The organism is Shinella sp. SUS2 (assembly GCF_001262505.1).
Taxonomy (GTDB): domain Bacteria; phylum Pseudomonadota; class Alphaproteobacteria; order Rhizobiales; family Rhizobiaceae; genus Shinella.
In genome coordinates this window covers 239748-264748 of the sequence record NZ_KQ410732.1, presented here as the reverse complement: position 1 = coordinate 264748, position 25001 = coordinate 239748, and the positions used below count along the sequence as shown (strand labels likewise).

Here is a 25001-nt window from a genome sequence, read left to right as displayed (position 1 = left end):
AATGGAAAAATGCAATTGACTATGATCGAAAAATTTCTTTGACTGACTGTCATGAAAACCCGACCCACCGGGTCCACGACGGATGCCACTCCATGCTCAGGTTCGCCGACCGCGACACGACCAGACTGCTGCAGACGGGCGATCCGGAGCCGGTGGAATGGATCAATGCCGCCGGTGCCTCTTCGATCTTCCTGACCTGCGAGCATGCCGGCCGCACCATTCCGGCGGCCCTCGGCGATCTCGGCATTCCCGCCGCCGAAATGGACCGCCACATCGCCTATGACGTCGGCGCCGAGGGCGTAGCCCGCGGTCTTGCCGAGCGGCTCGACGCCGCGCTCGTCCTGCAGCGCTACAGCCGCCTCGTCATCGACTGCAACCGTCCCTTCGAGGCGAAGGACTGCGTCGTCCTTGAGAGCGATGGCACCCCGGTGCCGGCCAATGCCGATATCTCCGATCTCGACCGCCGCCGCCGCTTCGTGGAGATTCACCAACCACTGCACGAGGCAATCGCCGCCGCGCTCGACCAGCGCCAGGCAAGCGGAAAGCCGCTTCTCCTCGTCTCGGTGCACAGCTTCACGCCGGTGATGCGTGCGACGGGCGCCGTCAGGGATTTCGAACTCGGCCTGCTCTACAATCGCGATGCCCGCCTTGCCGAACGGCTCGCGCAGACGTTCCGCGCCGCCAATCCGGACGTCACCGTCAAGCTCAACGCACCTTACCACGTCGACGACATCTCCGACTACACGATCCCGGTGCATGGCGAGCGGCGTGGCATTGCGCATGTGCTTCTGGAAGTCCGCAACGACCTCATCAACGATGCCCGCGGGCAGGAGGAATGGGCAGGCCGCCTGGCCGGCCCCCTCCGCCTTGCGGCAGACAGCCTCGAAGGAAACGCCTGATGGCCGCTGACCATCTGACCACCCGTGACGTGCCGCTCGATCCGGCCGCCGCCGCCATTCTCTTCATCGACGTGCAGAACTTTTCCGTGCGCCGCGAGGGCGGCGAGTTCAAGGACGTGTCCGACGCCGATATCGCCGGGAAATACGGCTATTATTTCAAGCGCATCCACGAGGTGGCGATCCCGAACATGCAGCGCCTGCTCGAAGGCTTCCGCAAGGCCGGCATCGAGGTGTTGCACACGACCATCGAGAGCCTCACCAGGGACGGCCGCGACCGCAGCCTCGACTACAAGATCACCGGCTTCAACGTGCCGAAGGGCTCATGGGACGGCAAGGTCATCGACGAGCTGGAGCCGCTCGACGACGAGATCGTCTTTCCGAAGAGCTCGTCCAGCGTCTTCGTGTCCACCCATATCGACTATATCCTGCGCAATCTCGGCGTAAAACAACTCGTGCTGTGTGGACTTCTGACCGACCAGTGCGTGGAATCGGCCATTCGCGATGCCTGCGACCTCAATTATCTCGTGACGCTCGTGCCGGATGCCTGCGGCACCTATTCGCAGGAGCGGCATGATTTTTCGCTCAACGCCATCAAGGGCTATTGTCGCCAGGTCTCGACCGACGCGCTGCTGAAGGAAATCGGGCAGTAAGGCCCGCAGACGAACAGACGGGACGGAACAAGGAGCATCCGAAAGCGGGCCGCAGAACAAAACAAAAAGGCCGGACCGCGCGACATTTCACTGCCGAAAGGCATTAAAAAGGGGAACGACCATGATGAAGACTTCAAGACTGCTTCTGGCGGCCGCAAGCCTTGCGCTCGCCGCCTCCGCGGCCTTTGCCGAAGACGACAAGATCGTCATCGGCGGCGCACTTTCCATGACGGGCATCCAGGCCCCGCTCGACACGCCCGGCTATAACGGCGCGCAGGTCGCAGTGAAATATCTCAACGACAACGGCGGCGTGCTCGGCAAACAGGTCGAGTTCATCAACATCGACGGCAAGTCCGATCCCGTCACCGTCGGCAACGTCGCCGTCGAGCTGATCGACAAGGGGGCCCAGGTCATCGTCGCGCCGTGCGATTTCGACTTCGGTTCACCGGCGAGCCGCGAGGCGCAGTCGGCCGGCCTCGTCGGCATCTCCACCTGCGCGTCCGACCCACTCTATTCTTCCTGGTCGCTCGGCGACAAGCAGTTCACGCTTTCCATGTGGAACACCACGATGGGCGCGACCGCGGCCGATTTCGCCTTCAAGGAAAAGGGCTGGAAGACGGCCTATGTCGTTACCGACCAGTTCATCGCCTATACCAAGTCGCTCTCGAAATACTTCGTCGAGCAGTTCAAGGCCGATGGCGGCGAAATCCTGCTGGAAGACACCTATACGAACGGCGACAACAATTTTTCCGCCCAGCTCGCGCGTCTCCAGGCGCTCGGCAAGAAGCCGGACGTGATCTTCGTCTCGTCCTACGGCACGGATATCGGCGTGATCATCCGCGCGTTGCGTGAAGTGGGTTATGATGCGCCGATCCTCGGTGGTGATGCCTATGACGACCCGGCGATGCACCAGGCGCTCGGAGAAAAATTCGGCAACAACGTCTATTTCGTCACGCATACCTGGATGGGCCCGGAAGCCCACCCGGACATGGCGAAATTCATCGAGCTCTACACCGCCATGCATGGCAAGGCACCGGATACGTCCTTCGTCTCGACCGGCTGGGATACGATCATGCTACTTGCCGAAGCGATCAAAGCGGCCGGCACGACGGAAGGCGGCGCACTCGCCAAGGCGCTGGAAGACGGCCAGTTCAAGCTTCTGACCGGTGACCTCGACTATGGCACGGCCGAAGAGGGCCACGTTCCGAACAAGGCGGCGGCACTCATCGAGCTGAAGGGCGGCAAGCCGACCTTCGTGGGCTGGCGCAAGCCGGAATCCCTGCCGAAGCCCTGATCGCACCTCACGGGCCGGCCCTTGAAGCCGGCCCATCACCTTCGGAAAAGCCATGTCTGAAACCCGCCTCGCGGTAAACGACGTGTCGGTGGAATTCACCGGCCTCCGCGCCCTCGACCATGTGTCGCTCTCCGTTGCAACCGGCGAGGTCGTCGGCCTCATCGGGCCGAACGGCTCCGGCAAGACCACGCTCATCAACGCCATCACCGGCCAGGTGAAGCTTGCGGGCGGCACGATCACCGCCGGCGACACAAAACTCTCCGGCCTCTCCCCGCGCGAGATCGCACTGGCGGGCGTCAGCCGTTCCTTCCAAATCGTTCGCCTCTTCAACACGATGACGGTGCTGGAGAATGTCGAGGCCGCGGCGCTGGCAAAGGGCGCCTCGCGCGCCGTTGCCGCCGAGCGCGCCAAGGGCCTGCTCGCCGAACTCGCCCTCTCGGCAAAGTCGGACGAACTGGGCGAAAGCCTCAGCTACGGCGACAAGCGCCGCGTCGAGATCGCCCGGGCGCTCGCCGCCGAACCGCGCTTCCTGCTGCTCGACGAGCCCGCCGCCGGCATGAACGACGCGGAGACGGAAACCCTGCTGCACACCCTGTCCGAACTGCCGAAGAAGCGCGGCCTCGGCCTACTCATCATCGACCACGACATGGGCCTCATCATGCGCCTCTGCCACCGGCTGCATGTGCTCGCCTCCGGCCGTACCATCGCGGAAGGCGACGCCGCCCATGTCCGCAGCCATCCTGATGTCATTGAAGCCTATCTCGGCAAGGGAGCGGCGCATGCTTGAGATTTCCGACCTCTCCGTCAGCTACGGCACGATCCGCGCGGTGCGTGGCGTCAGTTTCTCCGTCGCCAAAGGCGAGCTGGTCAGCCTGCTCGGTGCCAACGGCGCGGGCAAATCCTCGACCATCAAGTGCATCGCCGGCGCGCTGAAGGCGGCGGGCGGTTCGATCGTGCTCGAAGGCAAGGACATCACCGCCGCCAACCCCGAACAGGTCATCCGCGCCGGCCTTGCCACCGTTCCGGAAACCCGTGACGTCTTTCCCGACCTGACGGTCGCCGAAAACCTCATGCTCGGCGCCTACATCCACCGCCGCGACCAGGCCGGCAACCGCCAGAACCTCGAAAAGCTGCACACGCTTTTCCCGCGTCTTGCCGAGCGCACGCACCAGCCTGCCGGCACGCTTTCGGGCGGCGAACAGCAGATGCTGGTCATCGCCCGCGCGCTGATGGCGCGGCCCAGCGTCCTCCTTCTCGACGAACCCTCGCTCGGCCTTGCGCCCGCCATCGTCGAGCGCATCTTCGAGATGATCGAGACACTGAAGAAATCCGGCCTCACCATCCTGCTCGTCGAGCAGAACGTCAACCAGGCGCTCTCCGTCGCCGACCGCGCCTATGTCATGCGGCTCGGCGCCATCGTCGCCTCCGGCACCGCCGACGAGATCCGCTCCGGAAGCGATCTCAGCGCACACTATCTGGGAGGCTGACCGATGGCTTTCGCGATCCAGTTCGTCATCGACGTCCTGAGCCTCGGCGGGGCCTATGCCCTCATGGCGCTCGGACTTGTCATCATCTACGGCATCCTGCGCCTCGTAAACTTCGCCTATGGCGAACTCATCATGGTCGCCGGCTACACCATGTATCTTTCGAGCGGCTCGGGCCTGCCCTGGCTGGTCATGGCCGTCGTCGCTGTCGCCATGGCCGTGCTTTTCGGCATCCTCACGGACTACGCCGCCTTCCGTCCGGTGCGCGCCAAATCGGTAACCGCCGTCCTGATCACCTCCTTCGCCTTCTCCAACCTGTTGCAGAACGCCGCCCTCCTCTTCATCTCGCCGCGCCCGCGCAACGTGCCGCTGCCGGAGATCTTTTCGCAGACCGTCTCGATCGGCGGCGCGATCACGCCGGTGCGTAACCTCATCACCATCGCCGCTTCGATCGTGCTGCTCGCCGCCGTCGCCTTCCTGATGCGCAAAACGACGCTCGGCATCGCCATGCGCGCGGCGGCGACAAACTTCACCATGGCACGCATGCTGGGCGTCCCGGCGAACCTCATCATCTCCTCGGCCTTCGCGTTGTCCGGTTTCCTTGCCGGCGTCGTCGGCATTCTCTGGATCGGGCGCATCGGTACGGTCGTGCCGGGCGTCGGACTGGAGCCGCTGCTCGTCGCCTTCATCGCCACCGTCATCGGCGGCATGCGCAGCCTTCCCGGCGCCGTCGTCGGCGGCTTCCTCCTGGCGCTCATCGACACGACGCTCAACTACACCCTGTCGCAGGACCTCCTGAAATTCCGCGACGCCTTCACCTTCAGCCTCGTCATCCTGATCCTGCTCTGGCGTCCGCAGGGCCTCATCAAGGGTCCGGCGAGCGGGCAGCGGACCTGAGGAGCGGATCCATGAAACACACCTATCTCACCGCGCTCATCCTCATCGCTGTCGTCGCCGCCATCGCCATCGGCAGCCAGATGCTCGGCATTCGCCTCTATGACCGCATCGCCACCAACCTCCTGATCTCGCTGGTCCTCGTCGTCGGCCTCCAGACCTTCATGGGCAATTCGGGCCTGCTCTCCTTCGCCCATATCGGCTTCATGGGTTTCGGGGCCTACACCTCCGCTGTGCTGACCATTCCCGCGCAGATGAAGGGCATGGCGCTGCCGGATCTCTATGACTTCCTGAAGATCGTCGAAGTCTCGCCGTTCCTCGCCATGCTCGCGGCCGGCGTCGTCGCCGCGCTCGTGGCGGCAGTCGTCGCCTATCCACTGATGCGGCTCTCGGATGCCGCGGCCGTCATCACCTCCTTCGCGCTGCTCGTCGTGCTCTACACGGTCATGAACAACTGGAGCGCCATCACCAACGGGCCGCGCACGCTCTTCGGCCTGCCGAAGACGACGGACATGCCGCTCGCCGCCATCATCGCGGCCATCGTCATCGTCGTGGCGCTGCTCTTCAAGGAATCGCGTACCGGCAAGCTTCTGCGCGCCTCGCGGGAAGACGAAGTGGCCGCCGCCGCACTCGGCGCCGATATCCCGCGCCTGCGCTGGCGCGCCTTCATCCTCGCCGCCTTCATCGCCGGCATCGGCGGCGCGCTCTGGGGCCACTTCATCACCTCCTTCGCGCCGAAAGCCTTCTACCTGAAGGAAACCTTCCTCATCGTCACCATGCTGGTGATCGGCGGGGCGAACACGGTGACGGGCGCCGTCGCCGGCGCGATCCTCATCACCTTCGCCTATGAGGGCCTGCGCGGCACCGAAAGCGCGCTGAACGCCACAGCCATCGGCGCCGGCCAGGTCGTCGGTCTCACCGAGATCGTGCTGGCACTCGCCATGATCGCCGTGATGATCGTCAAGCCCGGCGGCCTCTTCCCCAACCGCGAGATCGGCCACATCCTCACCCGCACCCGCCGCAAGAAGGAGTTTTCGTCGTGAGCTGGAAAACCGCCTACCGTTCCTTCTACTATGCCAATGCCGAGGAACCGGACGACATTACGCTCGATCCTGATACGACGGCCCTGCTCGTCATCGATATCCAGAACACTTACCTCGACCCGAAGGACACGCTGGAGGAAACCGCCCGCTGGCAACCCTTCTACGATCGCATGCGGGGCACGGTGATTCCGAACACTGCACGACTGATCGAGGAATGCCGCAAGCGCCAGGTGGAGGTCATCTTCGCCCGCATCGCCTGCCAGAAGCCGGATGGCCGCGACCGCTCGCTGAGCCAGAAGAAACCGGGCTTCAACTACCTGCTGCTGCCGAAGGAACTGCCCGAGGGCCAGGTCGTGCCGGAACTCGAACCGCGCGCTGACGAGATCGTCATCACCAAGACGACCGACAGCGCGCTGACCGGCACGAACCTTCGCCTGATCCTGCACAACATGGGCATCAAGGACGTCATCTGCTGCGGCATCTTCACCGACCAGTGCGTCTCCTCCACCGTGCGCAGCCTTGCGGATGAAAGTTTCGGCGTGGTCGTCGTCGACGATTGCGGCGCGGCGGCGACGGACGAGCTGCACCGGCGTGAGCTGGAGATCATCAACATGATCTACTGCCACGTCGTCCAGCTCGACGAGGTCCTGACCTTCTTCAAATAACGAGGAGAGCGACATGTCCGGCCTCTACGCCCGCGAAAGCCGATCGGTCTCGACGATGGCGCATCTGCGCTTCTTTCCGCAGGCGGTGGTCGGCGGAAACGGGGCCTATCTGACCGGCGACGACGGGCGAAAGCTGCTGGATTTTGCCGCTTCCTGGGGCGCGGCGAGCCTCGGCCATGCGCATCCGGCCATCCGCGAGGCGGTAAACCGCGCGCTCTCCGACCAGGCGGGTGCAAGCTACCTCTCCACCGCCAACGAACCCTGCGTTCTCCTCGCCGAGAAGCTGCTGTCCCTCGTGCCGGAGCGCGCCCGCGGCCGCGTCTGGTTCGGACATTCCGGCTCGGATGCCAACGAGACGGTCGCCCGCATGGTCGTCGCCGCCACCGGCCGGCCGCGCATCCTCGCCTTCGACGGCGCCTATCACGGCGGCACCGTCGGCTCCATGGCCGTCTCCGGCCACCCGTCGCAACAGGGCGCGCGGGCGAAGAACCTGACGCTCATACCCTACCCCAACAGCTACGCCGCCGGCAGCCCGGATGCCGCGAAGGACGCCGCCCTCGCCCACCTCGAAAAACTTTTCGCGACGGAGGTCCCGCCGCAGGAGGTCGCCGCCTTCTTCATCGAGCCGATCCAGTCGGATGGCGGCATGCTGGTTCCACCGGACGGCTTCTTTCCAGCGTTGGAAGCGCTCTGCCGCCAACACGGTATCCTCATCGTCTCGGACGAGGTGAAGGTCGGCCTCGGCCGCACCGGCCGCTTCAATGCCTTCGCCCATTTCGGCATCGAGCCCGATATCGCCGTCTTCGGCAAGGGCCTCGGCGGCGGCCTGCCGATTTCGGCGGTGGTCGGCCCGGAGGCGATCCTGAACCACGCCGTCGCCTTTTCGCTGCAGACCGTACACGGCAATCCCGTCTGCGCCGCGGCGGCGCTCGCCGTGCTGCACACCATCGAGCGCGACAACCTGGTGGCAAATGCCGAGCGGACGGGCCGCGTGCTGCGCGAGGCGCTCGACCGCCTCGCCGCCCGCCACGCCCTGATCGGCGATGTACGCGGCCGCGGCCTCGCCCTCGGGGTCGAGTTGACGGACGCACGCCAAACGGCGCTGACGGTCTACCGCGCCTTCCAGCTCGGCCTCGTGCTCTATTATGTCGGCGTGAATTCCAACGTGCTGGAGTTTACGCCACCGCTGACCTTGACGGAGGCGGAAGCGCAGGAGGGCGTCGCGATCCTCGGCCAGGCGCTCGCCGATGTCGCGGCGGGGCGTGTCGACGAAGCGTTGCTTGCGGACTTCGCCGGCTGGTAGGTTTCAGGCGGCCGAGAGGCGAAGCGCGACGCCCAGCAGGGTGCGTGCACCGGCGATGATATGTTCGTCGGAGACGAACTCCGCCTCGTTGTGGCTGACGCCGTTCCGGCACGGCACGAAGATCATCGCCGCCGGTGCAACCCGACCCACGAAGAGCGCGTCGTGGAAAGCGCCCGACACCATCGGCCGGCAACGGATGCCGAGCGCCCGGCACGTCTCCTCGATAGCCGCCGTCACCGACGGGGCAAAGCGCCCGGGAGCCATATCGACCCGTTGCTGGATGGCCGTCCTGCAACCCCACCGCTCGCCAGCCCCCTCGCATTCCTCCCTCACACGCTGCTCCATCGCTGCTAGCGTCGCTGCGTCCGGATGGCGGATATCGACGGTAAAGGAGACCCGGCTGGGGATGACATTGATGGAGCCGGGCTCGGCAGCAATGCGGCCGACCGTCAGCCGCGCTTCGGGATCGGCAGGCATGATATCGTCCTGGATACGCGCGATGGCGGCCGCAGCCGCCCCCATGGGATCCTTGCGGAACTCGAGCGGCGTCGTGCCGGCATGCGCCGCCTCGCCGGAGAAGGCGACCTCCAGCCACTTCGTGCCCTGAACAGCGGTGACGACACCGATCGGCACATCCTCGCGTTCAAGGATGGGGCCTTGCTCGATATGCAGTTCGACAAAGGCGGAGATCGGGTGCCCGATGGGGCGCACCCTGGCCTGGGGCAAGGCATCGAGCGTCGCTGCCAGTTCGTCGGCAAGCAGCGCACCGTCCGTCGCCTGCGCACCCCGCCAATCGGACATGCTGCCCGCCCTGGCAAAGGCCATGGAGCCCATGCATCCCGGTGAGAAGCGGCTGCCCTCCTCGTTGGTAAAGGCGACCACTTCGATGGCGCGGTCCGTCTCTATGCCCGCATCGGCGAGCGCCTCCAGCGCCTCGAAGGCGCTGAGCGTGCCGAGCGCGCCGTCGAAGCGGCCGCCGGTCGGCTGACTGTCGAGATGGCTGCCAATAAGGAGCGGCGGCAGCGCCGTATCCCGGCCTTCACGGCGGAGAAAGAGATTGGCCGCTTCATCCTGAAACACGCCGAAACCGCGGGCCATTGCACGTTCGGCGAGGAGCCGCCGGGCAGCACGATCTTCGACGCTCAAGGCCTGCCGATTGACGCCGCCGGCGGGTGTCGCGCCGATGGCCGCGAAGTCGGCAACGGATCTGAGGAGGCGCGCGGGGTTGACCTCCGGCTGCCGGCTCATCGGCCGAGGCCTGCGATGAAACGCTTCACCCGGTCTGGATCGACCGCGTTCCACCAGACACCGTCATATTTGAGGGCACTGGCGATGATGACGCCGTCGGCGACGGCAAGGATGTCATTGGCATTGTCGTGGGTGACGCCGCTGCCGACCAGTGTCGGCAGCGAGGCGGCCTCCTTGATCATGCGGATATAGCCGAGATCAGCCGTGTGGCCGGTGCGCTGGCCGGTGGCTATGACGACGTCGGCGTCGAAGAAAACGAGGTCCTTGACCTGCTCCTCCACCGGCCGGTCGGCGACGATGGCATGTGCGCCGTGCTTGACATGGGCGTCAGCGAAGATGCGGATACCCTTGGCGCGAAGCTGCGCGCGGTAGCGCATGGCGCGGGCGGACTCGCCCTCCACGATACCTTCGTTGGCAATATAGGCGTTGGCCCACTGGTTGACGCGGATGAAGGAGGCCGACGACGCCGAGGCGATGGCAAGCGCCGGGATCGCCGCATTGGCGAGCACGTTGATGCCGATGGGCCGGCCGAGTTCGCGGCGGATGCGGTCGGCGATGACAGCCATATGGGCGGAGGTTTCATGACCGATATCATCGGGCTTGGCAAAGGGCACGTCACCATGGTTTTCCACGATCAGCGCATCGCAGCCGCCGGCGAGGTAGGCGCGCGCATCCGAGAGGCCACGCTCGTAGATTGCATCAACGCCCTCGTCGTCATACCGCGGCGCGCCGGGCAGCGGCATCAGGTGCACCACGCCGATCACCGGCTTGTCGCGCCCGAAAAGCGTCTTCAGCGTATCCTTGTCCTGTCGTCCGATAAGGTTGCTCATGGCGATCACACGTTTTCCAGTTTCAGTGTCTTGGTAAGGGCGGAGATTTCCGCCCGGGTCGGGAAGGAGGCGAGCGTGCCGGGGCGGCCGACGGCAATACCGGCCGCTCGTGTCGCCAGCAGCGCGGCGTCCGGCAGCAATGCCCCCTGGGCAAGAAGGCCCACCAGCGTGCCCGCGAAACAATCACCCGCGCCGCTGGCATCGACGGCCTCCACCTCTCCGGGCGGCAGGCGGATGCCGGACGAGGCCCCCTCATCGAGAAGCAAGGCGCCTGCGCTGCCGAGCGTGACGATGGCGCTGCCGGCGCCCATGGCGAGCAGGCGGTGCGCGGCGCGCTCGGCATCGGCCTCGCCGGTCAGGGCTTTCGCCTCCGGCCGGTTGACGACGATGAGCGACACCGCCGAAAGATCGAACGGGTCGGCTGGCAGCGGGCTCGGATTGAGGACCGTGACGAGGCCTGCGGACCGCGCCGCCGTCAGGCAGGCCAGTGTCGCCGCCTGCGGGAGATTGCCCTGCATCAGCAGGATGTCCCCGGCTGCCCATGTGTCGCCGAGGGCGGTCATGGCGAGCGGATCGAAGGCTTCCGCACAGGCTGCGGCGGTAACGATGACGTTTTCGCCGTCACGGTCGATCATGATCACCGAGCGGTCGCAGGGCAAATCGAGATGCAGGAGGTGAAGCACCGGGATTTCGGCGGCGATCCGCCCTTCTACCCAGCCGCTCGCCGCATCGCGGCCGACCGGCGCCCAGAGGGCCGCCGCGGCCCCCGTGCGTGTCGCGGCGACCGCCTGGTTGGCGCCCTTGCCGCCCGGCCCGTCGCCGGCAGCGGTCGCATTCAACGTTTCGCCGGGCAGCGGCAAGCGCTCCAGGCGAAAGCTCGTATCGATGCAGACATTGCCGACGACGTGAATGGTCATGGGACGCGTTCCTGGGCTCTCCGGTCAGTCCGTCGCCCAGGCGAGCATCTGCTCGAACAGGGTCTTGTAGCCCGGCCAGGCGATGAACTCCGGCGGCAGCCAGTGCGGGCCGACATCCGAGGTCCAGACCAGCGTGCGACCCTTCTCATAGGTGCCGGTGACGAGCAGCGGCAACGAGCCGTACTCGCTGGAAACCGTCATCAGCTGGTTGGCGCCGTCCTTCAGCGTGACTTCGTTGAAGCCGAGCAGGTAGGGGAATTCGCCGGAAATGCCCGACAGGATCGGGTGCGACGCATCGCCTGACACGACGGGCGTAAAGCCCTCCGGCACTTCGACTCGGTCATCGACCGAGAGGCAGGAGACGGGCAGGACTTCTTCGACGGCGGTGTTGCGGAAGCGCGCGCCGCCATTGATGCCCTGGAAGGAATAGTAGCCGCCGAACATCAGGAGCGCGCCGCCCTTGGCGACGTAGTCACGCAGCAGCTTCAGGCGGTTCGGCGTGCGGCGGGAATGGATCCAGGTGTCGGGATGCAGGAGCAGCGTGTTGGCGCCGATATCCGAGAGCACGATGGCGTCATAGGCCTCAAGGCCCTCCAGCGTGTTCGGAAACTCCTTCTGCGCCTCGTGCGCCGGCATGAAGGTGACGTCGAACGGGCTGTCCTTCAGCGCCTTCAAGAGTTCATCGGCGCCGGTGTGGTAGGTGACGGTCGGAAACTGGTCGAAGCCCTTGATATGGGTCGCGGTCGACACCCAGGATTCGCCGGCGAGCAGCACTTTCTTCTTGGTCATGGTAACTCCTTGAACGGTTGGCCGGCGCTCAATGCGCGGCGGAGAAAACGGATTTCGGATTGTCGATCAGCATGCGGTCGATCGCCGCCTGTTCGACGCCGTGCCGCTTCAGGCGCGGCAGGAAATGCTTGAGGATATAACCGTAGCCGAAGCCGCCGTAACGGGTGAGCATGATCTTGAGGAACACGTCCTGCGAGAGCAGCAGACGGTCGGCAAACCCCTTGTCGACGAGCGACGCGATGGCGCGGGCGTTCTCCTCGTCGGACGGCGACTGGGCGTCCTGGTCGGCATAGTAGTAGTCCATGCCGATCATGTCATACTCCAGGAAGGCGCCGCGCTTTGCGAGCGCCATCTGGTAGTCTGGGTCGCCGTGGCTCGGGTTCATGTGGCAGAGCACGGTATGCGCGGGATCGGCCCCCTCCTCCTCCACCACATCGAGCACGCGGTGGGCGAGGCGCTCCCAGCCGGGCAGGTGGATGGAGAGCGGCAGACCGGTGATGCGCGCCGCCCGCGCCGAGGCGCGCAGCGACTTTTCCTCCTCGGCGGTGAAGTTCCGGCTGACGCCGACCTCGCCGATGATACCCGCCATGATCTCCGGCTGGTTCTCGCCGCCGCCGACATCCGCGACGATGAACTGCGTCACCTCCTCCACGTCCATCGCCTTCAACCAGTCGGGATGGGTGTGTTCGAGGTAGAAGCCGGTGCCCATGACGATGCGCAGGCCGGACATGCGGGCGATGCGGGCAAGGCCGGTGGCATCGCGGCCGATCCCGAAATTCGTCGTCTCCACCACGGTGCAGCCGCCCAGCCCCTGGAAACGCTTCAACTCGCTGAGCGCCAGGTCCCCGTCATCGAGCGAGACATTGTCCCGGTTCATGTAGGGGTTCATCCGGAGGTCACCGACGATCTCGATGGAAACCTTCTGCTCGGCGATCGCCTTCTCATCGGGGTGGCAGGGGCAGATCCAGCTGCGCGCGCCGTCGAGGAAGATATGCTCGTGCATCAGCGTCACGCCGAGGTCGTCGACGGGGATCGGGCCGGTCACGGTCATTGCGGTGCCGGACTTCACGCCGATGGGATGGCGCTTCCTCGGCTCCTCGGCAAAGAGGTGGTCGAGCATGTCAGCGTCCCCTCGCCCCGCCCTTGAAGAGGCGGAAATTGAGCCAGATCGCGACCAGGATGATGAAGCCGGTGACGATGGGTGTGAAGAAGGGCGAAAGATGCGACAGGATGAGGCCGTTCGCCAGCACCGCGACCGTCAGCGCCCCGAGGATCGTGCCGACGAGCGAGCCTCGCCCACCGAACAGGCTGGTGCCGCCAAGCACCACGGCCGCGATGACATCGAGCTCGAATCCCTGCCCCGCATTCGAGGAGCCGGAGCCGAGGCGGGCGGAGAGGATGACCCCAGCCGCTGCCGAAGCTGCACCCGACAGGACATAGACACAGAGGATGATGCGCTGCGTGTTGACGCCGGCCCGGCGCGTCGCCTCCGCATTGGCGCCGACCCCGGTGACGTAGCGGCCGAAATGGGTCTCGTTGAAGGCGATATAGGCGACGATCAGCACGACGATGGCGATGAGCGCCGGCGCCGGAATGCCGAGGATCCAGGCCCTGCCGATGGCGACGAACGGGCTCGTCGGTTCGATCGGGATCGAATAGCCGCCGGTGATCAGAAGCGCGAAGCCGCGGATGACGGAAAGGCCGGCGAGCGTGACGATGAAGGCGGGAATGCGCTCGTAGGCGATGAAGTAGCCCTGGATCAGCCCCACCGTGCCGCCGAGTGCGAGCATCAGCAGAATGGCGAGCGGCCAGGGAACGCCGGCCTGCAGGGCGGCAGCGGACAGCGTGGCGGTCAGCGCGAGGACGGAGCCGACGGAAAGATCGATGCCGCCTGTCGTGATGACGAAGGTCATGGCGGCAGCGACGATCAGCAGCGGCGCGGACTGGCGGATGATGTTCAGGAGGTTCGGCGCCGTGAGGAAGGCATCCGTCGTCACCGCGAAGAAGAGGCAGCAGACGATGAAGAACAGCGCGATCGACATGACGCCGCCATTGGCGACGATTTTGTCGAGGATGGTCGCCTCACGCAGACGCGGGGGATGGCTGGAATAGGCGTTGGGCTCGGAGCTCATGTGGAGGCGCCTCGTTCCTGATGATTGTTGCCGGCAGAACGGGCGGTGAACTTCCGCCCGACGATGAGATTGACGACATCCTCGATATTGGTGTCCTCGATGCGCCGCTCGGCGACGTTGCGGCCCTCGTACATCACCTGGATGCGATCGCAGACCAGGAACAGGTCCTGCAGCCGGTGCGTGATGAGGATGACGGAAACCCCGCGCTTCGAGACGGTACGGATGAGTTCGAGAACAGCCTCGACCTCGGCGACAGCAAGGGCTGCCGTCGGCTCGTCCATGATCAGAACGGAGGGATTGAAGGACGCGGCGCGGCCGATCGCGATCGACTGGCGCTGGCCGCCGGAGAGGTTCTCCACCTTCATGCGTGTGTCGGGAATGACGATACCGAGATTGGAGAGCATGTCGCGCGCCCGCTCGTGCATCGTCCGCTTGTCGAGCATCGGCACGCCGGCGAAGCGCCGCTTCGGCTCGCGGCCGAGGAAGAGGTTGCCCGCGACGTCGATCGTGTCGCAGAGGGCGAGGTCCTGGTAGACCATCTCGATGCGCGCGGCGCGCGCCTCCGCCGGAGAGGTGAAGGAAACCGGCCGGCCGTCGATCTCGATCGTGCCGGTATCGGGGATGACAGCGCCCGAAAGCACCTTGCTGATGGTGGATTTTCCCGCGCCGTTGTCGCCCACCAGCCCGAGCACTTCGCCAGGCTTGAGGTTGAGCGAGGCGTTGTCGAGCGATTGCAAAGCGCCATAGCGCTTGGATATGCCGGTCATCCGGACGCGGCTGACGTCACTATCGGTCATGTTCGATGGCCCCTGAGGAGGTTCCGGTTGCCCGATCCGCCAAGCGGACCGGGCAGCGGCGGTTCGGCTTACTTGAACATGTCGCGATACTGGTCGACGTTCGCCTTGGTGACGATCGTCACCGGAACGTTGATGATCGGCTCGATTGTCTCGCCCTTCTTCACCTTGACGAGCGCTTCGACGGCGGCCTTGCCTTCACCGGCCGGGTCCTGCTGGATGACGGCGGTGACAAAACCCTGGTCGATGCCGTCGATGGCGGATTTCGTCAGGTCCCAACCGAAGACCTTGATCGAGTCGCCGCGGCCCTGGCTGGCGACGGCGGAGACTGCGCCGAGCAGCGCTGGCTCGCCGGTGGCGTAGAGCGCGTTCATGTCGGGATTGGCGGTCATCAGGTTTTCCGCCGCTGCAAGCGCGACGTCCTGCACATTCTGGCCGTCCACGGTGTTGAGGAACTCGACCTTCTGGCCGCCCTCGCCGACCGACGCCTTGAAGCCGTCGAGGCGCTGGTTCTGGATGAAGGAGTTGAGCGCGCCGACGACGCCGACCTTGGCCGCGCCGCCCATGTCGCTCTTTACGTAATCGGAGAAGAACTTGCCGATTTCACCGCCTGCCGCCGTGTTGTCGACGCCGACGAAGGCGATGTTGTCGCCATCGGGGATCTGCGCGTCGATGGCGATGACGGGGATGCCGGCATTCTTGGCGGCGGTAATGGCCGGCTTCACGCCGTTGACATCGATGGCGACCAGAATGATGCCGTCGACCTTCTGGGTGATGTAGGTCTCGATCGCATCGTTCTGGGCAGAAGGCACGTTGTTGGCGTTGAAGATGACGAGCTCGGCGCCGGCTTCCTTGGCCGCCGCGCTGGCGCCGTCATTGATCTGGTTGAAGAACAGCGCCTGCTGGTTGATGGTGACGAGCGCGAACGTATCGGCGAAGGCGTTTGCGGCGCTCATGGAAAGCGTCATGGCAACGGCTGCAGCGCAGCCGAGGAGATATTTGGTCCGACCCATTTTGATGTTCCCCTTGTTTGATGCCGTTGGCGGCAACCGGAATTTACGAGAGGCATTATTCAAGTGACTTGAATTTATGTCAAGAGACTTGAATTGCGCGCCTGCAAAATCCGCTGGGGAGATTTTTAAAGAGGAATATCAGAAGGTTGGCGGCGTATTCACCCAGAAGATCGAGGCACGCTCGGCTCCGACATTGCGATACCAGTGCGCAAGCTCGGAATTGAACACGAAACTGTCGCCCGCCGAAAGCCGGAAGGTCTTGTCACCGATCATCAGCTCGATCTCGCCGACCAGCACGTATCCCACTTCTTCCCCGACATGCTGGATCGGCCCGGCGCTCTGGCCGCCTGCGTCGATATGGTGGATGTTGCACTGGAGAAGATGGCCGGTCGAATAGGGAATGATGCGCTCAAGCGAGATGCCTTCGCCGCGCCGGAGAGGATCAAGCGCGATGAGCGGACGGGTCCCCGCGCGGAACACAACGCCCTCCTCGCCATCGGTCTCCTCGAACATCCAGCCGATATTGGAATCGAGCGCCCGTACCAGCCGGTGCAGCATGGGCAGCGAGGGCGAAGCCTTGCCGTTCTCGATCTTCGACAACAGGCTTTCGGAACATTCCGCCGCCAGCGCGAGCGCCTTCAGCGTCAGCCCGCGCGTCTGGCGGGCGAGCTTCAGGCGCGCGCCGAGCCGCACGGGATTCGACTGGATCCTGTCCTCCCGGCTGCTGTCAGACGGTAAAGGCGGCTTGAGCATGTTCATGATATGAGTATCGCATTGATCGAGACCGCAATCATAAATCCTTCAATCGACGGCTGTCCAGAGACCGCCGCACGCCCGTCAGGCGCCACTTAAGCGACGACGACCGCAAGCACGCTGACGCAATCGCCGGGCTTGACCAGCCCAGGGAAATGGCGTGCCACAAGGATGCCGTCCATCTTCGCCGTCACCTCCAGCGGCGCGGCGCCGGTACGGCCAACGGGATAGATACGGGCAACAACGGCACCGGCCGCGACCGGATCGCCGAGATCGAACAGCGGTTCGATGAGCCCGCCGTCCTCGGCAAAGGAGAAGCAACTGCCATCGGGCATGTCGAGCCAGGTCGTCCCGGACGCCCCGACCGCGCCTCTCAGGATACCCGCCGCCTTCAGCACATTCGCGACGCCCCGCTTGGCGATGCCGGCACTTTTCGCCGTCGCCGTGCCGCCACCGCCGAGTTCCGTTGTGATGAAGACCTTGCCCATCTCCTCGGCGGCCGTGTCGTACATGCCGACCGCATCGATCTCCAGCATCTTCATCGACCAGGGCGCGCCGAAGGCGCTGACGAGGTCGAAGGCCTTTGCCTCCTGCGCCTTGTCGGGCAGGATGTGGGCGGCGCAGAAAGGCAGGAAATCAAGCGTTTTTCCGCCGGAATGAAAGTCGAGAACAACATCGGCGAGCGGCAGCAGCGTGCGCTGGAAATAGTCGGCGATCTTTTGGGTCACCGTTCCATCCGGCGCGCCGGGGAAGCTCCGGTTCATGTTGCCCCTGTCGATCGGGGAGGTGCGCGTGCCGGCAAGGAAGGCCGGATAATTCATCGCGGGCACGATGATGATGCGGCCGGTCACCTCCTCGGCTCTCAGCGAACGGGCAAGATCGAAGAGCGCGATCGGCCCCTCGTATTCGTCGCCATGATTGCCGCCGGTGAGGAGCGCGGTCGGCCCCTCCCCGTTCTTGATGACCGTCACCGGGATCATCACAGAGCCCCAGGCCGAATCGTCCCGGCTGTAGGGCAGACGCAGGAAGCCGTGCTGCACGCCTTCGGCTGAGAAATCGACCGTGGGCGCAATAGGAGAAGCGCGCATGGTTCAGTCCTTCACGAGAAGCTTGCGCGGCACGTCGGCGAAACATTCGACACCGGTCTCGGTGATGAGAATGCTCTCCGTCGTCTCGAAGCCCATGTCCTCGAGCCAGAGGCCCGTCATGAAGTGGAAGGTCATGCCCGGCTTGAGCTCGGTCCTGTCGCCGGGGCGAAGGCTCATCGTGCGCTCGCCCCAGTCCGGCGGATAGGAGACACCGATCGGGTAGCCCGTGCGGTTGTCCTTGACGATGCCGTACTTCTTCAGCACCGCGAAGAAGGCGTTGGCGATGTCCTCGCAGGTGTTTCCGGGTTTGGCCACGGCAAGGCCCGCCTCCATACCCTCCAGCGTCGCCTTTTCGGCATCGAGGAAGGCCTGTGTCGGCTTGCCGAGGAAGACGGTGCGCGAGAGCGGCAGGTGATAGCGGTTGTAGCAACCGGCGATCTCGAAGAAGGTGCCCTCGCCCGATTTCATCGGCCGGTCGTCCCAGGTGAGATGCGGCGCGGAGGCCTCGACGCCGGACGGAAGCAACGGCACGATGGCCGGATAGTCGCCGCCGATGCCCTCCGTGCCGCGGATGCCGGCGTCATAGATCTCGGCGACGAGATCGCATTTGCGCATGCCGACCTCGATCCTGTCGAAGATGCGCTGGTGCATCTTCTCGACGATGCGCGCAGCATTGCGCATGTATCGGATTTCCGTCTCGCTCTTGACCGCGCGCTGCCAGTTGACGAGCGCAGTGGCATCGACAAACCGGGCATTCGGCAGGTGTTTCTGGAGCGAGGCGAAAGCCGCGGCGGAGAACCAATAGTTGTCCATTTCGACGCCGATGGTCATTTTCTCGAGACCGCGTTCGGCAAGCCTGGCGGAGAGATAGTCCATCGGGTGGCGTTCGGTGGACTGCACATAGTTGTCGGGATAGCCGATGATGTTCTCGTGCTTCAGATAGGCGGTGAATTTCGCGCCGTTGGCGTCCTGTCCGCGGCCGTACCAGATCGGCTCGCCGGCCGGCGGCACGACGACGCACTGGTGTACGTAGAAGGACCAGCCGTCGTAGCCCGTCAGCCAGTTCATGTTCGAGGGATCGCTGACGATCAGGACGTCGATCCCCTTGGCCTCCATGGCCTTTCGCGTCTTTTGAAGACGCGTTTCATATTCCGGAAGTGAGAACTTCAGGCTCGCTTGTTTCATCGGTTTTTCCTCTGTACCCGGCTGGTCTTCCGCTAGCGGGAGGCCGGTCTCAACTTTCGAAGGTCGCGCCAGCCCCGGCCGCCGCCGCGCGAGCGGCTGCGAGCGTTGCGATGGCGGTGTCCTGGATGCCCGTGCCGGTAAGATCCGCCACGGTGATCTGCTCGGGGCCGGAGCGGCCCGGTTTGCGCCCGGCAATGATCTCGCCGAGTTCGGTGAAGAGGGCGCCCTCGGTCACAAGGCCGGCCTCGATGGCGTGGTGCAACTCGCCAAGCCTGCGCGTCTGCCTGAGGCTGTCGGCGACATAGAGACCCGCCCCGGTGACGATGGCAGGTTCGATCTCGTTCTTGTGCTCGGCATCCGAGCCCATCGCGGTGACGTGCTGGCCCGGCTGGAGCCATTCGGCCTTGAGGATCGGCGTTTCCGATGGCGTCGTGGTGATCACGACATCCGCGCCATCGACCGCCGCCCGGCCGCTCGCCTCGGCACGCACGGGAAAACCGAGCTTTTTCGCCAGCTCCGCCGCGACAGCCTCCGCCTTTTCCACCTCCCGCGCCCAGATGCGCGCCTCCCGGATGGGGCGCACCAGGCTCAAGGCTTCAAGCTGCAGTTTCGCCTGCATGCCCGCACCGAGGATGGCGGCAACGGAGGCGTCCTCACGCGAAAGATGCTTCGCCGCCACCGCGCCGGCCGCGGCGGTGCGCACGTCCGTAAGATAGCCGTTGTCGAGCAGGACGGCCTGCACGAGGCCGGTCTTCGTCGAAAACAGCACCATCAGGCCGTTGGTGCTCGGCAAGCCGATCTTCGGGTTGTCGAAGAAGCCGGGGCTGATCTTGATGGCGAAGCCATCGAGGCCGGGCACATAGGCGGTCTTCACATCCACCTCGCCGCGATGCTCGGGGATGTCGAGCCGGAGGATCGGCGGCATGGCGACGGCCTTGGTGGCGAGCGCATGAAACGCATTCTCCACGCAGTCGATCGCCTCGAGATCGAGCGGCACGATGCGCCGCAACTCCGCTTCGGTGAGTATCTTCATCGTCGTCACGCCCTCTCCTCCGCAAAGGAATCCACCGCGCCGTCAAGAACCCGTTTGTGCAGGCCCATATCCACATTCCGGCCGGAAAGGACGATGGCCACCGGACCGTCCAGCCGGCCGAGCCGGCCGGAGAGCAGCGCCGCGATGCCGACCGCCGCCGCCCCCTCGATCACCTCACGCTCCTCGGCATAGGCATGGCGCATACCGGCGGCGATCTCCGCTTCGGAGAGCAGGATCACATCGTCGAGCAGCGTGCGGCACATCTGAAAGGTCACGGCATTGTCGAGGCCGATGCCGCCGCCGAGGGAATCCGCAAGGCTTGCGACCTCCTCGACTTCGACCGGACGTCCGGCAACAAGGCTCGCCTTCATCGCCGCGCCGCGCGCCATGGTGAGGCCGATGACGCGCGCCTTCGGAACGCGCCCCTTCACCGCCGCGGCGACACCTGCTGCCAACCCGCCACCGGAGAGCGGCACAAGCACGGTCGACACATCCGGCATCGCCTCCGCGATCTCCAGTCCGAGCGTGCCCTGCCCGGCCACCACGGCCCTGTTGTCGAAGGGCGGCACCATGACGAGGCCCTCTTCGGCCACCAGTCGCTCCACCTCGATCTGCGCCTCGTCCTGCGACCGGCCGGTGATGCGCACATCGGCGGCGAGCCGGCGGATTTCCGAGACCTTGTTCTCCGGGACGAGCCGCGACATGCAGATCGTCGCGACCGATCCTTCGACCTTCGCCGCATAGGCAAGCGCCCGGCCATGGTTGCCGGTCGAGGCCGCTACGACGCCACGCGCCCGCTCGCCCGGCGAGAGCGACAGGACGGCATTTGTCGCACCACGCAGCTTGAAGCTGCCGGTCGTCTGGTGGTGCTCGAGCTTCAGCCCGACCGGCACACCGCAGCGCTCGGCCAGCGATGCCGACGGCACGAAGGGCGTGCGCAGGATGCGACCGTCGATGCGCCGGGCCGCCTGCTCGATATCTGCCATAGTCACGGGGAGATCTGACGTCGTCATGCGTCACCGCCCGGATAGGCGCAGGTCATCAGCCGGCCGAGCGCCGGCCGGGCGGTCTCGTCGCCGCAAAGGCGCAGGCACGCCCAGGCGGTGGCGAGGTTGCTGGTAACGACCGGCCTGCCGATGGCAGCCTCGATCTTCGCCGCCACGCCCGCCGCGCGCACGGCGGTGCAGGAGATGAAGAGCGCGTCGCAATCCGGCGCCGTCGCTTCCTTCGCGAAGGCGACGATCTCTTCCGGGGAAATCCGCGCCATGTCCCGATCGTCGGAGAGGCCGAGGCAGGTGAAACGGGCAATGTCGAAGCCGAGCGCCAGAAAATAGTCGGCCATCGGCCGGCTGGTGTCGAGCGTATAGGGCGTCAGCACGGATATCCGCCTCGCGCCGAGGGCCTTCAGGCCAGAAACCGCGGCAGCGGTCGGCGTCACGACCGTAGCGGTGGGCTTGGCTGCCCTGATCGCGGCCTTCACCATCGCATCGCCGATGACGACGGAGGCCGAGGTGCAGGAATACATCACCACATCCAGCGGCTCGTCCGGCAGAATGAGTGCCGCGCCCGCCGTCAACGAGGGCTGCATGGCGGCAAGGTTCTCCGGCGTCACCGGATTGGCATAGGGAATGCGGGCGGCGTAGACGCCGATGCGCTCATTCGCCACCATGCGCTGGAAATCCACCTCCGTCGTGTGGTCGGTCGCCAGAATGATCAGGCCGAGACGTTTTTCCAGCGGCCGGTCGTCGAGTTTTGGTGCGCGGGAAGCGAGCGCGAGACCAAAGGTGCGCATCAGCGTTCCTCCACCCGGGCGTAACGTTCTTCCAGCCAGCGCAGGAAGACGACGGAGATCAGGCTCATGATCAGGAAGAACACGCCGACCAGCGTCATCGGCTCGATGTAGCGATAGCTGCTGTTGGCGACGCTTTTCGCCTGGTTCATCAGTTCCAGCACCGTGATGGCCGATAGCAGCGGCGTCTCCTTGAACATGGCGATGAGATAGTTGGCGAGGGCCGGGATCATCGGCGGGATCGCCTGCGGCAGGATGACGTGGATCCAGGTCTGGCGGCCGGTGAGGTTCGTCGCCTTCGCCGCCTCCCATTGCCCGCGCGGCACGTTCTCGATACCCGCGCGATACACCTCCGCGGCATAAGTGCCGTAGTGCAGGCCGAGCCCGATGACGCCGGCGAGCAGCGCCGGCAACCGGATGCCGATGTCCGGCAGCACATAAAAGATGAAATAGAGCTGCACGAGCAGCGGCGTGCCGCGAATGAACTCGACGACGAAGCCCGTGGCCCTGGCAACCGGCTTCGGCGCCGTCATGCGCAGGATCGCGAAGACGAGGCCAACGGCTGCGGCGAGCACCGCACCGAGAGCGGTCGCAAGAATGGTGATCTTCAGCCCCTCGAGGAGGGTCGGCATGATTTCCCAGACGAAATTCCAGTCCCATTCCATCGTCAGGTCCTCACACCATCGAGACCACGGGTGATCCGGCGCTCCAGCCAACGCATGCTGGTGGAGATGGCGAGCGCCATCAGGAAGTAGAGGACGAGGATCGTCGCGAAGGGGATCAGCGTGCTGCCGGTCTGCGCGCGCACCACCTGGGCCTGGAACGTCATGTCGGTGAGCGAAATCAGCGAGACGGCGGCCGTGGCCTTCAGAAGTTCGATTGCGTTGTTGCAGAAGGTCGGCAGCATCAAGGGCAGCGCCTGCGGCAGGATGACATGGCGCATAGCCTGGCCGCGCGTCAGGTTCAGCGCGATGCAGGCCTCGCGCTGCTCCCGGCCAATCGCCTTGACCGCGCCGCGCACCACCTCCGCGCCGTAGGCTCCGACATTGAGTCCCAGCGCCAGAACGCCGGCCTGGAGCGGCGACAGCGTGAGGCCGGTGAGCGGCAGCACGAAATAGACCCAGAAGAGCTGCACGAAGATCGAGGTGCCGCGGAAGAACTCGATATAAGTGGTGGCCAGCGCCCGGACCGCCATGAAGCGGCTGACGCGCCCGAGCCCGGCGATAAACGCCATGACAACGGCAAGCGCAGAGCCCATCACGGTGAGCTGCAGCGTCACCAGCGCGCCTTGCAGGATCAAGCTTATATAGCCGGACCAGTCGGTCATGGTGTGTTCCAAACTAACTTCAGCGGAGCGGCGCCCCTCGTCCGCCTGTCGGCAGCTTCTCCCCGCAAACGGGGAGAAGGTCGCGGCAGCGGGATGAGGGGCAAATCCGCCATCCTCACTTCGCCGCGCAGAGCTTTTCGCGCGTCGTCGACATCGCCGCGGCGGCGGAAAAGCCATAGGGCTCGATGATCTTGGCAAACTCGCCCGTCTCCTTCAGCTTGGCGAGCTCGACGTCGAAGGCGTCCCGCAACGCTTCGTCACCCTTGCGGAAGGCAGCGCCGTCGCAATAGACCGGAGCGCCCTCGACAGGCGCGACGACCTCGATGTTCGGATCATTCGCCTTGGAAACGAGGTCGTTGATCGAGAGGACCGGCAGCGAATAGACGTCGATGCGGCCGTCCTGGAGCATTTTCAGGCCGCTCTGGCCGTCCGGCACGACAATGACGCGGTCACGCGGCACGCCGGCTTCGAGCGCCAGCTTCTCTTCCGTGCCGCCACCCGGCGCGCCGATCTTCGCGTCCGGATTGTCGGCGATGTCCTTGTAGCTCTTGAAACCGAGCGGGTTGCCCTTCTTCAGCGCGAAAGCCTCCGCGTCACACAGGACCGGCTCCGAATAGGCGACAGCGGCGCAACGCTCCGGCTTCATGAAAAGACCGGCGGTGACGACGTCGTGGCGGCGGGCCTGGAGCCCCGGGATCATCGCGCCATATTCCGAGATCGAGGCGACGATATCGGCAACGCCGAGGCGCTTGAAGACCTCGCGGGCGACATCGGGCGCGGCGCCCGAAACCTTGCCGTCGGCGGCGACCGCCGTGAACGGCGGCTCGTTGGCTATGGCGACGCGGGCAAAGCCTTGTTCCTTCAGTTCCGCAAGCTTGCCGTCATCGGCAAAAGCCGGCGCGGCGGCAACGACCGCCATTAGCGCGCTCGCGCTGGCGGCAATGGTCAAAAATGTCCTCATGCTCATTGTTCCCAACTCCTCTGGCTGTCTTTGGCTGTTGTTTGGAGCGTTGTTTCCGAGGGACACCCCTCAGACGCGGTGCCCTGCCGCGATGATCTTGCGCAGGAAGGTTTGCGTGCGTTCCTGCCTTGGATTGCGGAAAATCTCGTCCGGCTTGCCCTCCTCGACGATCTTGCCGCGATCGAAGAACAGGATGCGGTCGGCAAAATCGTGGGCGAAGCCCATCTCGTGCGTAACGAGCAGCATGGTCATGTCGGTCTCGGAAGCGAGCTTGCGCATGACGTTCAACACCTCCTCGACCAGCTCCGGATCGAGCGCCGAGGTCACCTCGTCAAACAGCATGATCTTGGGAGAAAGCGCGAGAGCACGGGCGATGGCGACACGCTGCTTCTGTCCGCCGGACAGCTGGGCGGGCATGTTCCTCGCCTTGTCGGCAAGGCCCACCATGTCGAGAAGCTCCATCGCCCGCTTCTCGGCCGTCGCCTTCGCGACGCCCTTGGTCAGCATCGGCGCCAGCGTGACGTTGTCGAGCACGCATTTGTGCGGAAAGAGATTGAAGTGCTGGAAGACCATGCCGATCTTCTCGCGCATCGTGTGCAGGTGGCGATCGTCCGCCGGCACGAGGCCGCCGTTCTTCGGCATGTGGTAGAGCTGGTCGCCATCGACTTCGATATGGCCGCCGCTGATCGTCTCCAGCGTCATCAGGATGCGCAGGATCGTCGTCTTGCCGGAGCCGGAGGGGCCGATGAGCGCAAGCTTCTCGCCCGGCAGCACCTCCATCGACAGCCCGTCGAGCACGGTCAAGGGGCCGTAGCGCTTCACGATGTTGTCGATGCGGATGATGGGTGCGGCCATGCATGTCTCTCCCTGTTGAGACAAGTGATGGCCTAACGATGCGCGGCGATCGAAA

At 65.1% G+C, this 25001-nt stretch carries 26 protein-coding genes and 1 pseudogene; 9 read left to right on the top strand and 18 right to left on the bottom strand.

All coding sequences use genetic code 11. From position 1 onward, the window contains the following. Nucleotides 1–92: 92 nt before the first annotated feature. From AKG11_RS17420 to AKG11_RS17380, 9 genes and pseudogenes are all read left to right on the top strand, one after another. A pseudogene (locus tag AKG11_RS17420) lies at nucleotides 93–909 on the top strand (N-formylglutamate amidohydrolase). Beyond that, on the top strand, nucleotides 899–1549 hold the full coding sequence (locus AKG11_RS17415; RefSeq protein ID WP_050744788.1) for a cysteine hydrolase family protein: 651 nt from the start codon (nucleotides 899–901) through the stop codon (nucleotides 1547–1549). Before AKG11_RS17420 ends, AKG11_RS17415 begins: the two are co-directional and overlap by 11 nt. A 121-nt stretch (nucleotides 1550–1670) precedes the next feature. Then, the gene (locus AKG11_RS17410) at nucleotides 1671–2843 is read left to right on the top strand and encodes an ABC transporter substrate-binding protein (RefSeq protein WP_023514867.1); all 1173 of its coding nucleotides are present in this window, start codon (nucleotides 1671–1673) and stop codon (nucleotides 2841–2843) included. Nucleotides 2844–2895: 52 nt separating this feature from the next. Continuing rightward, a complete protein-coding gene (locus AKG11_RS17405) occupies nucleotides 2896–3630 on the top strand; it encodes an ABC transporter ATP-binding protein (protein WP_023514868.1) in 735 nt (244 codons plus the stop codon). Beyond that, nucleotides 3623–4330, top strand: coding sequence for an ABC transporter ATP-binding protein (locus tag AKG11_RS17400; protein WP_023514869.1), 708 nt, complete (start codon nucleotides 3623–3625; stop codon nucleotides 4328–4330). The genes AKG11_RS17405 and AKG11_RS17400 overlap by 8 nt, the downstream gene beginning before the upstream one ends. A 3-nt stretch (nucleotides 4331–4333) precedes the next feature. Further along, nucleotides 4334–5224 carry a branched-chain amino acid ABC transporter permease gene (locus AKG11_RS17395; RefSeq protein ID WP_023514870.1) on the top strand — a complete coding sequence of 297 codons (891 nt, stop codon included), beginning with the start codon at nucleotides 4334–4336 and terminating at the stop codon, nucleotides 5222–5224. An 11-nt stretch (nucleotides 5225–5235) separates the two neighbouring features. After that, nucleotides 5236–6264, top strand: coding sequence for a branched-chain amino acid ABC transporter permease (locus AKG11_RS17390; protein WP_050744787.1), 1029 nt, complete (start codon nucleotides 5236–5238; stop codon nucleotides 6262–6264). Continuing rightward, a complete protein-coding gene (locus tag AKG11_RS17385; protein WP_050744786.1) occupies nucleotides 6261–6929 on the top strand; it encodes a cysteine hydrolase family protein in 669 nt (222 codons plus the stop codon). The genes AKG11_RS17390 and AKG11_RS17385 overlap by 4 nt, the downstream gene beginning before the upstream one ends. A 13-nt stretch (nucleotides 6930–6942) precedes the next feature. Continuing rightward, entirely contained in the window at nucleotides 6943–8232 is a 1290-nt protein-coding gene (locus AKG11_RS17380; protein ID WP_050744785.1) for an aspartate aminotransferase family protein, read from the top strand. 3 nt (nucleotides 8233–8235) lie between these two features. Here AKG11_RS17380 and AKG11_RS17375 read toward each other — a convergent pair whose 3' ends face one another. The 18 genes from AKG11_RS17375 to ehuA all read right to left on the bottom strand — a co-directional run bounded on the left by AKG11_RS17375 (nucleotide 8236) and on the right by ehuA (nucleotide 24946). Then, on the bottom strand, nucleotides 8236–9480 hold the full coding sequence (locus AKG11_RS17375; protein WP_024271387.1) for a Zn-dependent hydrolase: 1245 nt from the start codon (nucleotides 9478–9480) through the stop codon (nucleotides 8236–8238). Then, nucleotides 9477–10310, bottom strand: coding sequence for a BtpA/SgcQ family protein (locus tag AKG11_RS17370; protein ID WP_050744974.1), 834 nt, complete (start codon nucleotides 10308–10310; stop codon nucleotides 9477–9479). The genes AKG11_RS17375 and AKG11_RS17370 overlap by 4 nt, the downstream gene beginning before the upstream one ends. 5 nt (nucleotides 10311–10315) lie before the next feature. Further along, nucleotides 10316–11227: a PfkB family carbohydrate kinase gene (locus AKG11_RS17365; protein ID WP_050744784.1), complete on the bottom strand. Its 912-nt coding sequence runs from the start codon at nucleotides 11225–11227 to the stop codon at nucleotides 10316–10318. 24 nt (nucleotides 11228–11251) lie between these two features. After that, a complete protein-coding gene (locus AKG11_RS17360; RefSeq protein ID WP_023516088.1) occupies nucleotides 11252–12016 on the bottom strand; it encodes a glutamine amidotransferase in 765 nt (254 codons plus the stop codon). Between the two features lie 28 nt (nucleotides 12017–12044). After that, the gene (locus AKG11_RS17355) at nucleotides 12045–13136 is read right to left on the bottom strand and encodes a phosphotriesterase family protein (protein WP_050744783.1); all 1092 of its coding nucleotides are present in this window, start codon (nucleotides 13134–13136) and stop codon (nucleotides 12045–12047) included. 1 nt (nucleotide 13137) lies between these two features. Beyond that, the gene (locus tag AKG11_RS17350; RefSeq protein ID WP_245290131.1) at nucleotides 13138–14058 is read right to left on the bottom strand and encodes an ABC transporter permease; all 921 of its coding nucleotides are present in this window, start codon (nucleotides 14056–14058) and stop codon (nucleotides 13138–13140) included. Nucleotides 14059–14144: 86 nt separating this feature from the next. Next, nucleotides 14145–14945 carry an ATP-binding cassette domain-containing protein gene (locus AKG11_RS17345; protein WP_082342471.1) on the bottom strand — a complete coding sequence of 267 codons (801 nt, stop codon included), beginning with the start codon at nucleotides 14943–14945 and terminating at the stop codon, nucleotides 14145–14147. A 68-nt stretch (nucleotides 14946–15013) separates the two neighbouring features. Continuing rightward, entirely contained in the window at nucleotides 15014–15955 is a 942-nt protein-coding gene (locus AKG11_RS17340) for an ABC transporter substrate-binding protein (RefSeq protein ID WP_050744780.1), read from the bottom strand. A gap of 138 nt (nucleotides 15956–16093) precedes the next feature. Then, the gene (locus tag AKG11_RS17335; RefSeq protein ID WP_050744973.1) at nucleotides 16094–16708 is read right to left on the bottom strand and encodes a cupin domain-containing protein; all 615 of its coding nucleotides are present in this window, start codon (nucleotides 16706–16708) and stop codon (nucleotides 16094–16096) included. 95 nt (nucleotides 16709–16803) lie between these two features. Then, complete coding sequence (gene doeB / locus AKG11_RS17330) at nucleotides 16804–17796, bottom strand: N(2)-acetyl-L-2,4-diaminobutanoate deacetylase DoeB (protein WP_050744779.1); 993 nt, start codon at nucleotides 17794–17796, stop codon at nucleotides 16804–16806. A gap of 3 nt (nucleotides 17797–17799) precedes the next feature. Continuing rightward, on the bottom strand, nucleotides 17800–18981 hold the full coding sequence (doeA, locus tag AKG11_RS17325; RefSeq protein ID WP_050744778.1) for an ectoine hydrolase DoeA: 1182 nt from the start codon (nucleotides 18979–18981) through the stop codon (nucleotides 17800–17802). A 49-nt stretch (nucleotides 18982–19030) separates the two neighbouring features. After that, nucleotides 19031–20023: an ectoine utilization protein EutC gene (gene eutC / locus AKG11_RS17320; protein WP_050744777.1), complete on the bottom strand. Its 993-nt coding sequence runs from the start codon at nucleotides 20021–20023 to the stop codon at nucleotides 19031–19033. Further along, nucleotides 20020–21027: a hydroxyectoine utilization dehydratase EutB gene (gene eutB, locus AKG11_RS17315; protein ID WP_050744776.1), complete on the bottom strand. Its 1008-nt coding sequence runs from the start codon at nucleotides 21025–21027 to the stop codon at nucleotides 20020–20022. Before eutB ends, eutC begins: the two co-directional genes overlap by 4 nt. Continuing rightward, the gene (gene eutA / locus AKG11_RS17310) at nucleotides 21024–21806 is read right to left on the bottom strand and encodes an ectoine utilization protein EutA (protein WP_050744775.1); all 783 of its coding nucleotides are present in this window, start codon (nucleotides 21804–21806) and stop codon (nucleotides 21024–21026) included. The genes eutB and eutA overlap by 4 nt, the downstream gene beginning before the upstream one ends. Beyond that, nucleotides 21806–22468, bottom strand: a complete 663-nt coding sequence (gene ehuD, locus AKG11_RS17305) for an ectoine/hydroxyectoine ABC transporter permease subunit EhuD (protein ID WP_050744774.1) — start codon at nucleotides 22466–22468, stop codon at nucleotides 21806–21808. Before ehuD ends, eutA begins: the two co-directional genes overlap by 1 nt. A gap of 2 nt (nucleotides 22469–22470) precedes the next feature. Beyond that, nucleotides 22471–23130 (bottom strand): ectoine/hydroxyectoine ABC transporter permease subunit EhuC, encoded by a 660-nt coding sequence (ehuC, locus tag AKG11_RS17300; RefSeq protein ID WP_050744773.1) that lies wholly within the window; start codon nucleotides 23128–23130, stop codon nucleotides 22471–22473. 115 nt (nucleotides 23131–23245) lie between these two features. Further along, complete coding sequence (gene ehuB, locus AKG11_RS17295) at nucleotides 23246–24091, bottom strand: ectoine/hydroxyectoine ABC transporter substrate-binding protein EhuB (protein ID WP_037406054.1); 846 nt, start codon at nucleotides 24089–24091, stop codon at nucleotides 23246–23248. A gap of 69 nt (nucleotides 24092–24160) precedes the next feature. After that, complete coding sequence (ehuA, locus tag AKG11_RS17290) at nucleotides 24161–24946, bottom strand: ectoine/hydroxyectoine ABC transporter ATP-binding protein EhuA (protein WP_050744772.1); 786 nt, start codon at nucleotides 24944–24946, stop codon at nucleotides 24161–24163. Nucleotides 24947–25001: the final 55 nt, after the last annotated feature.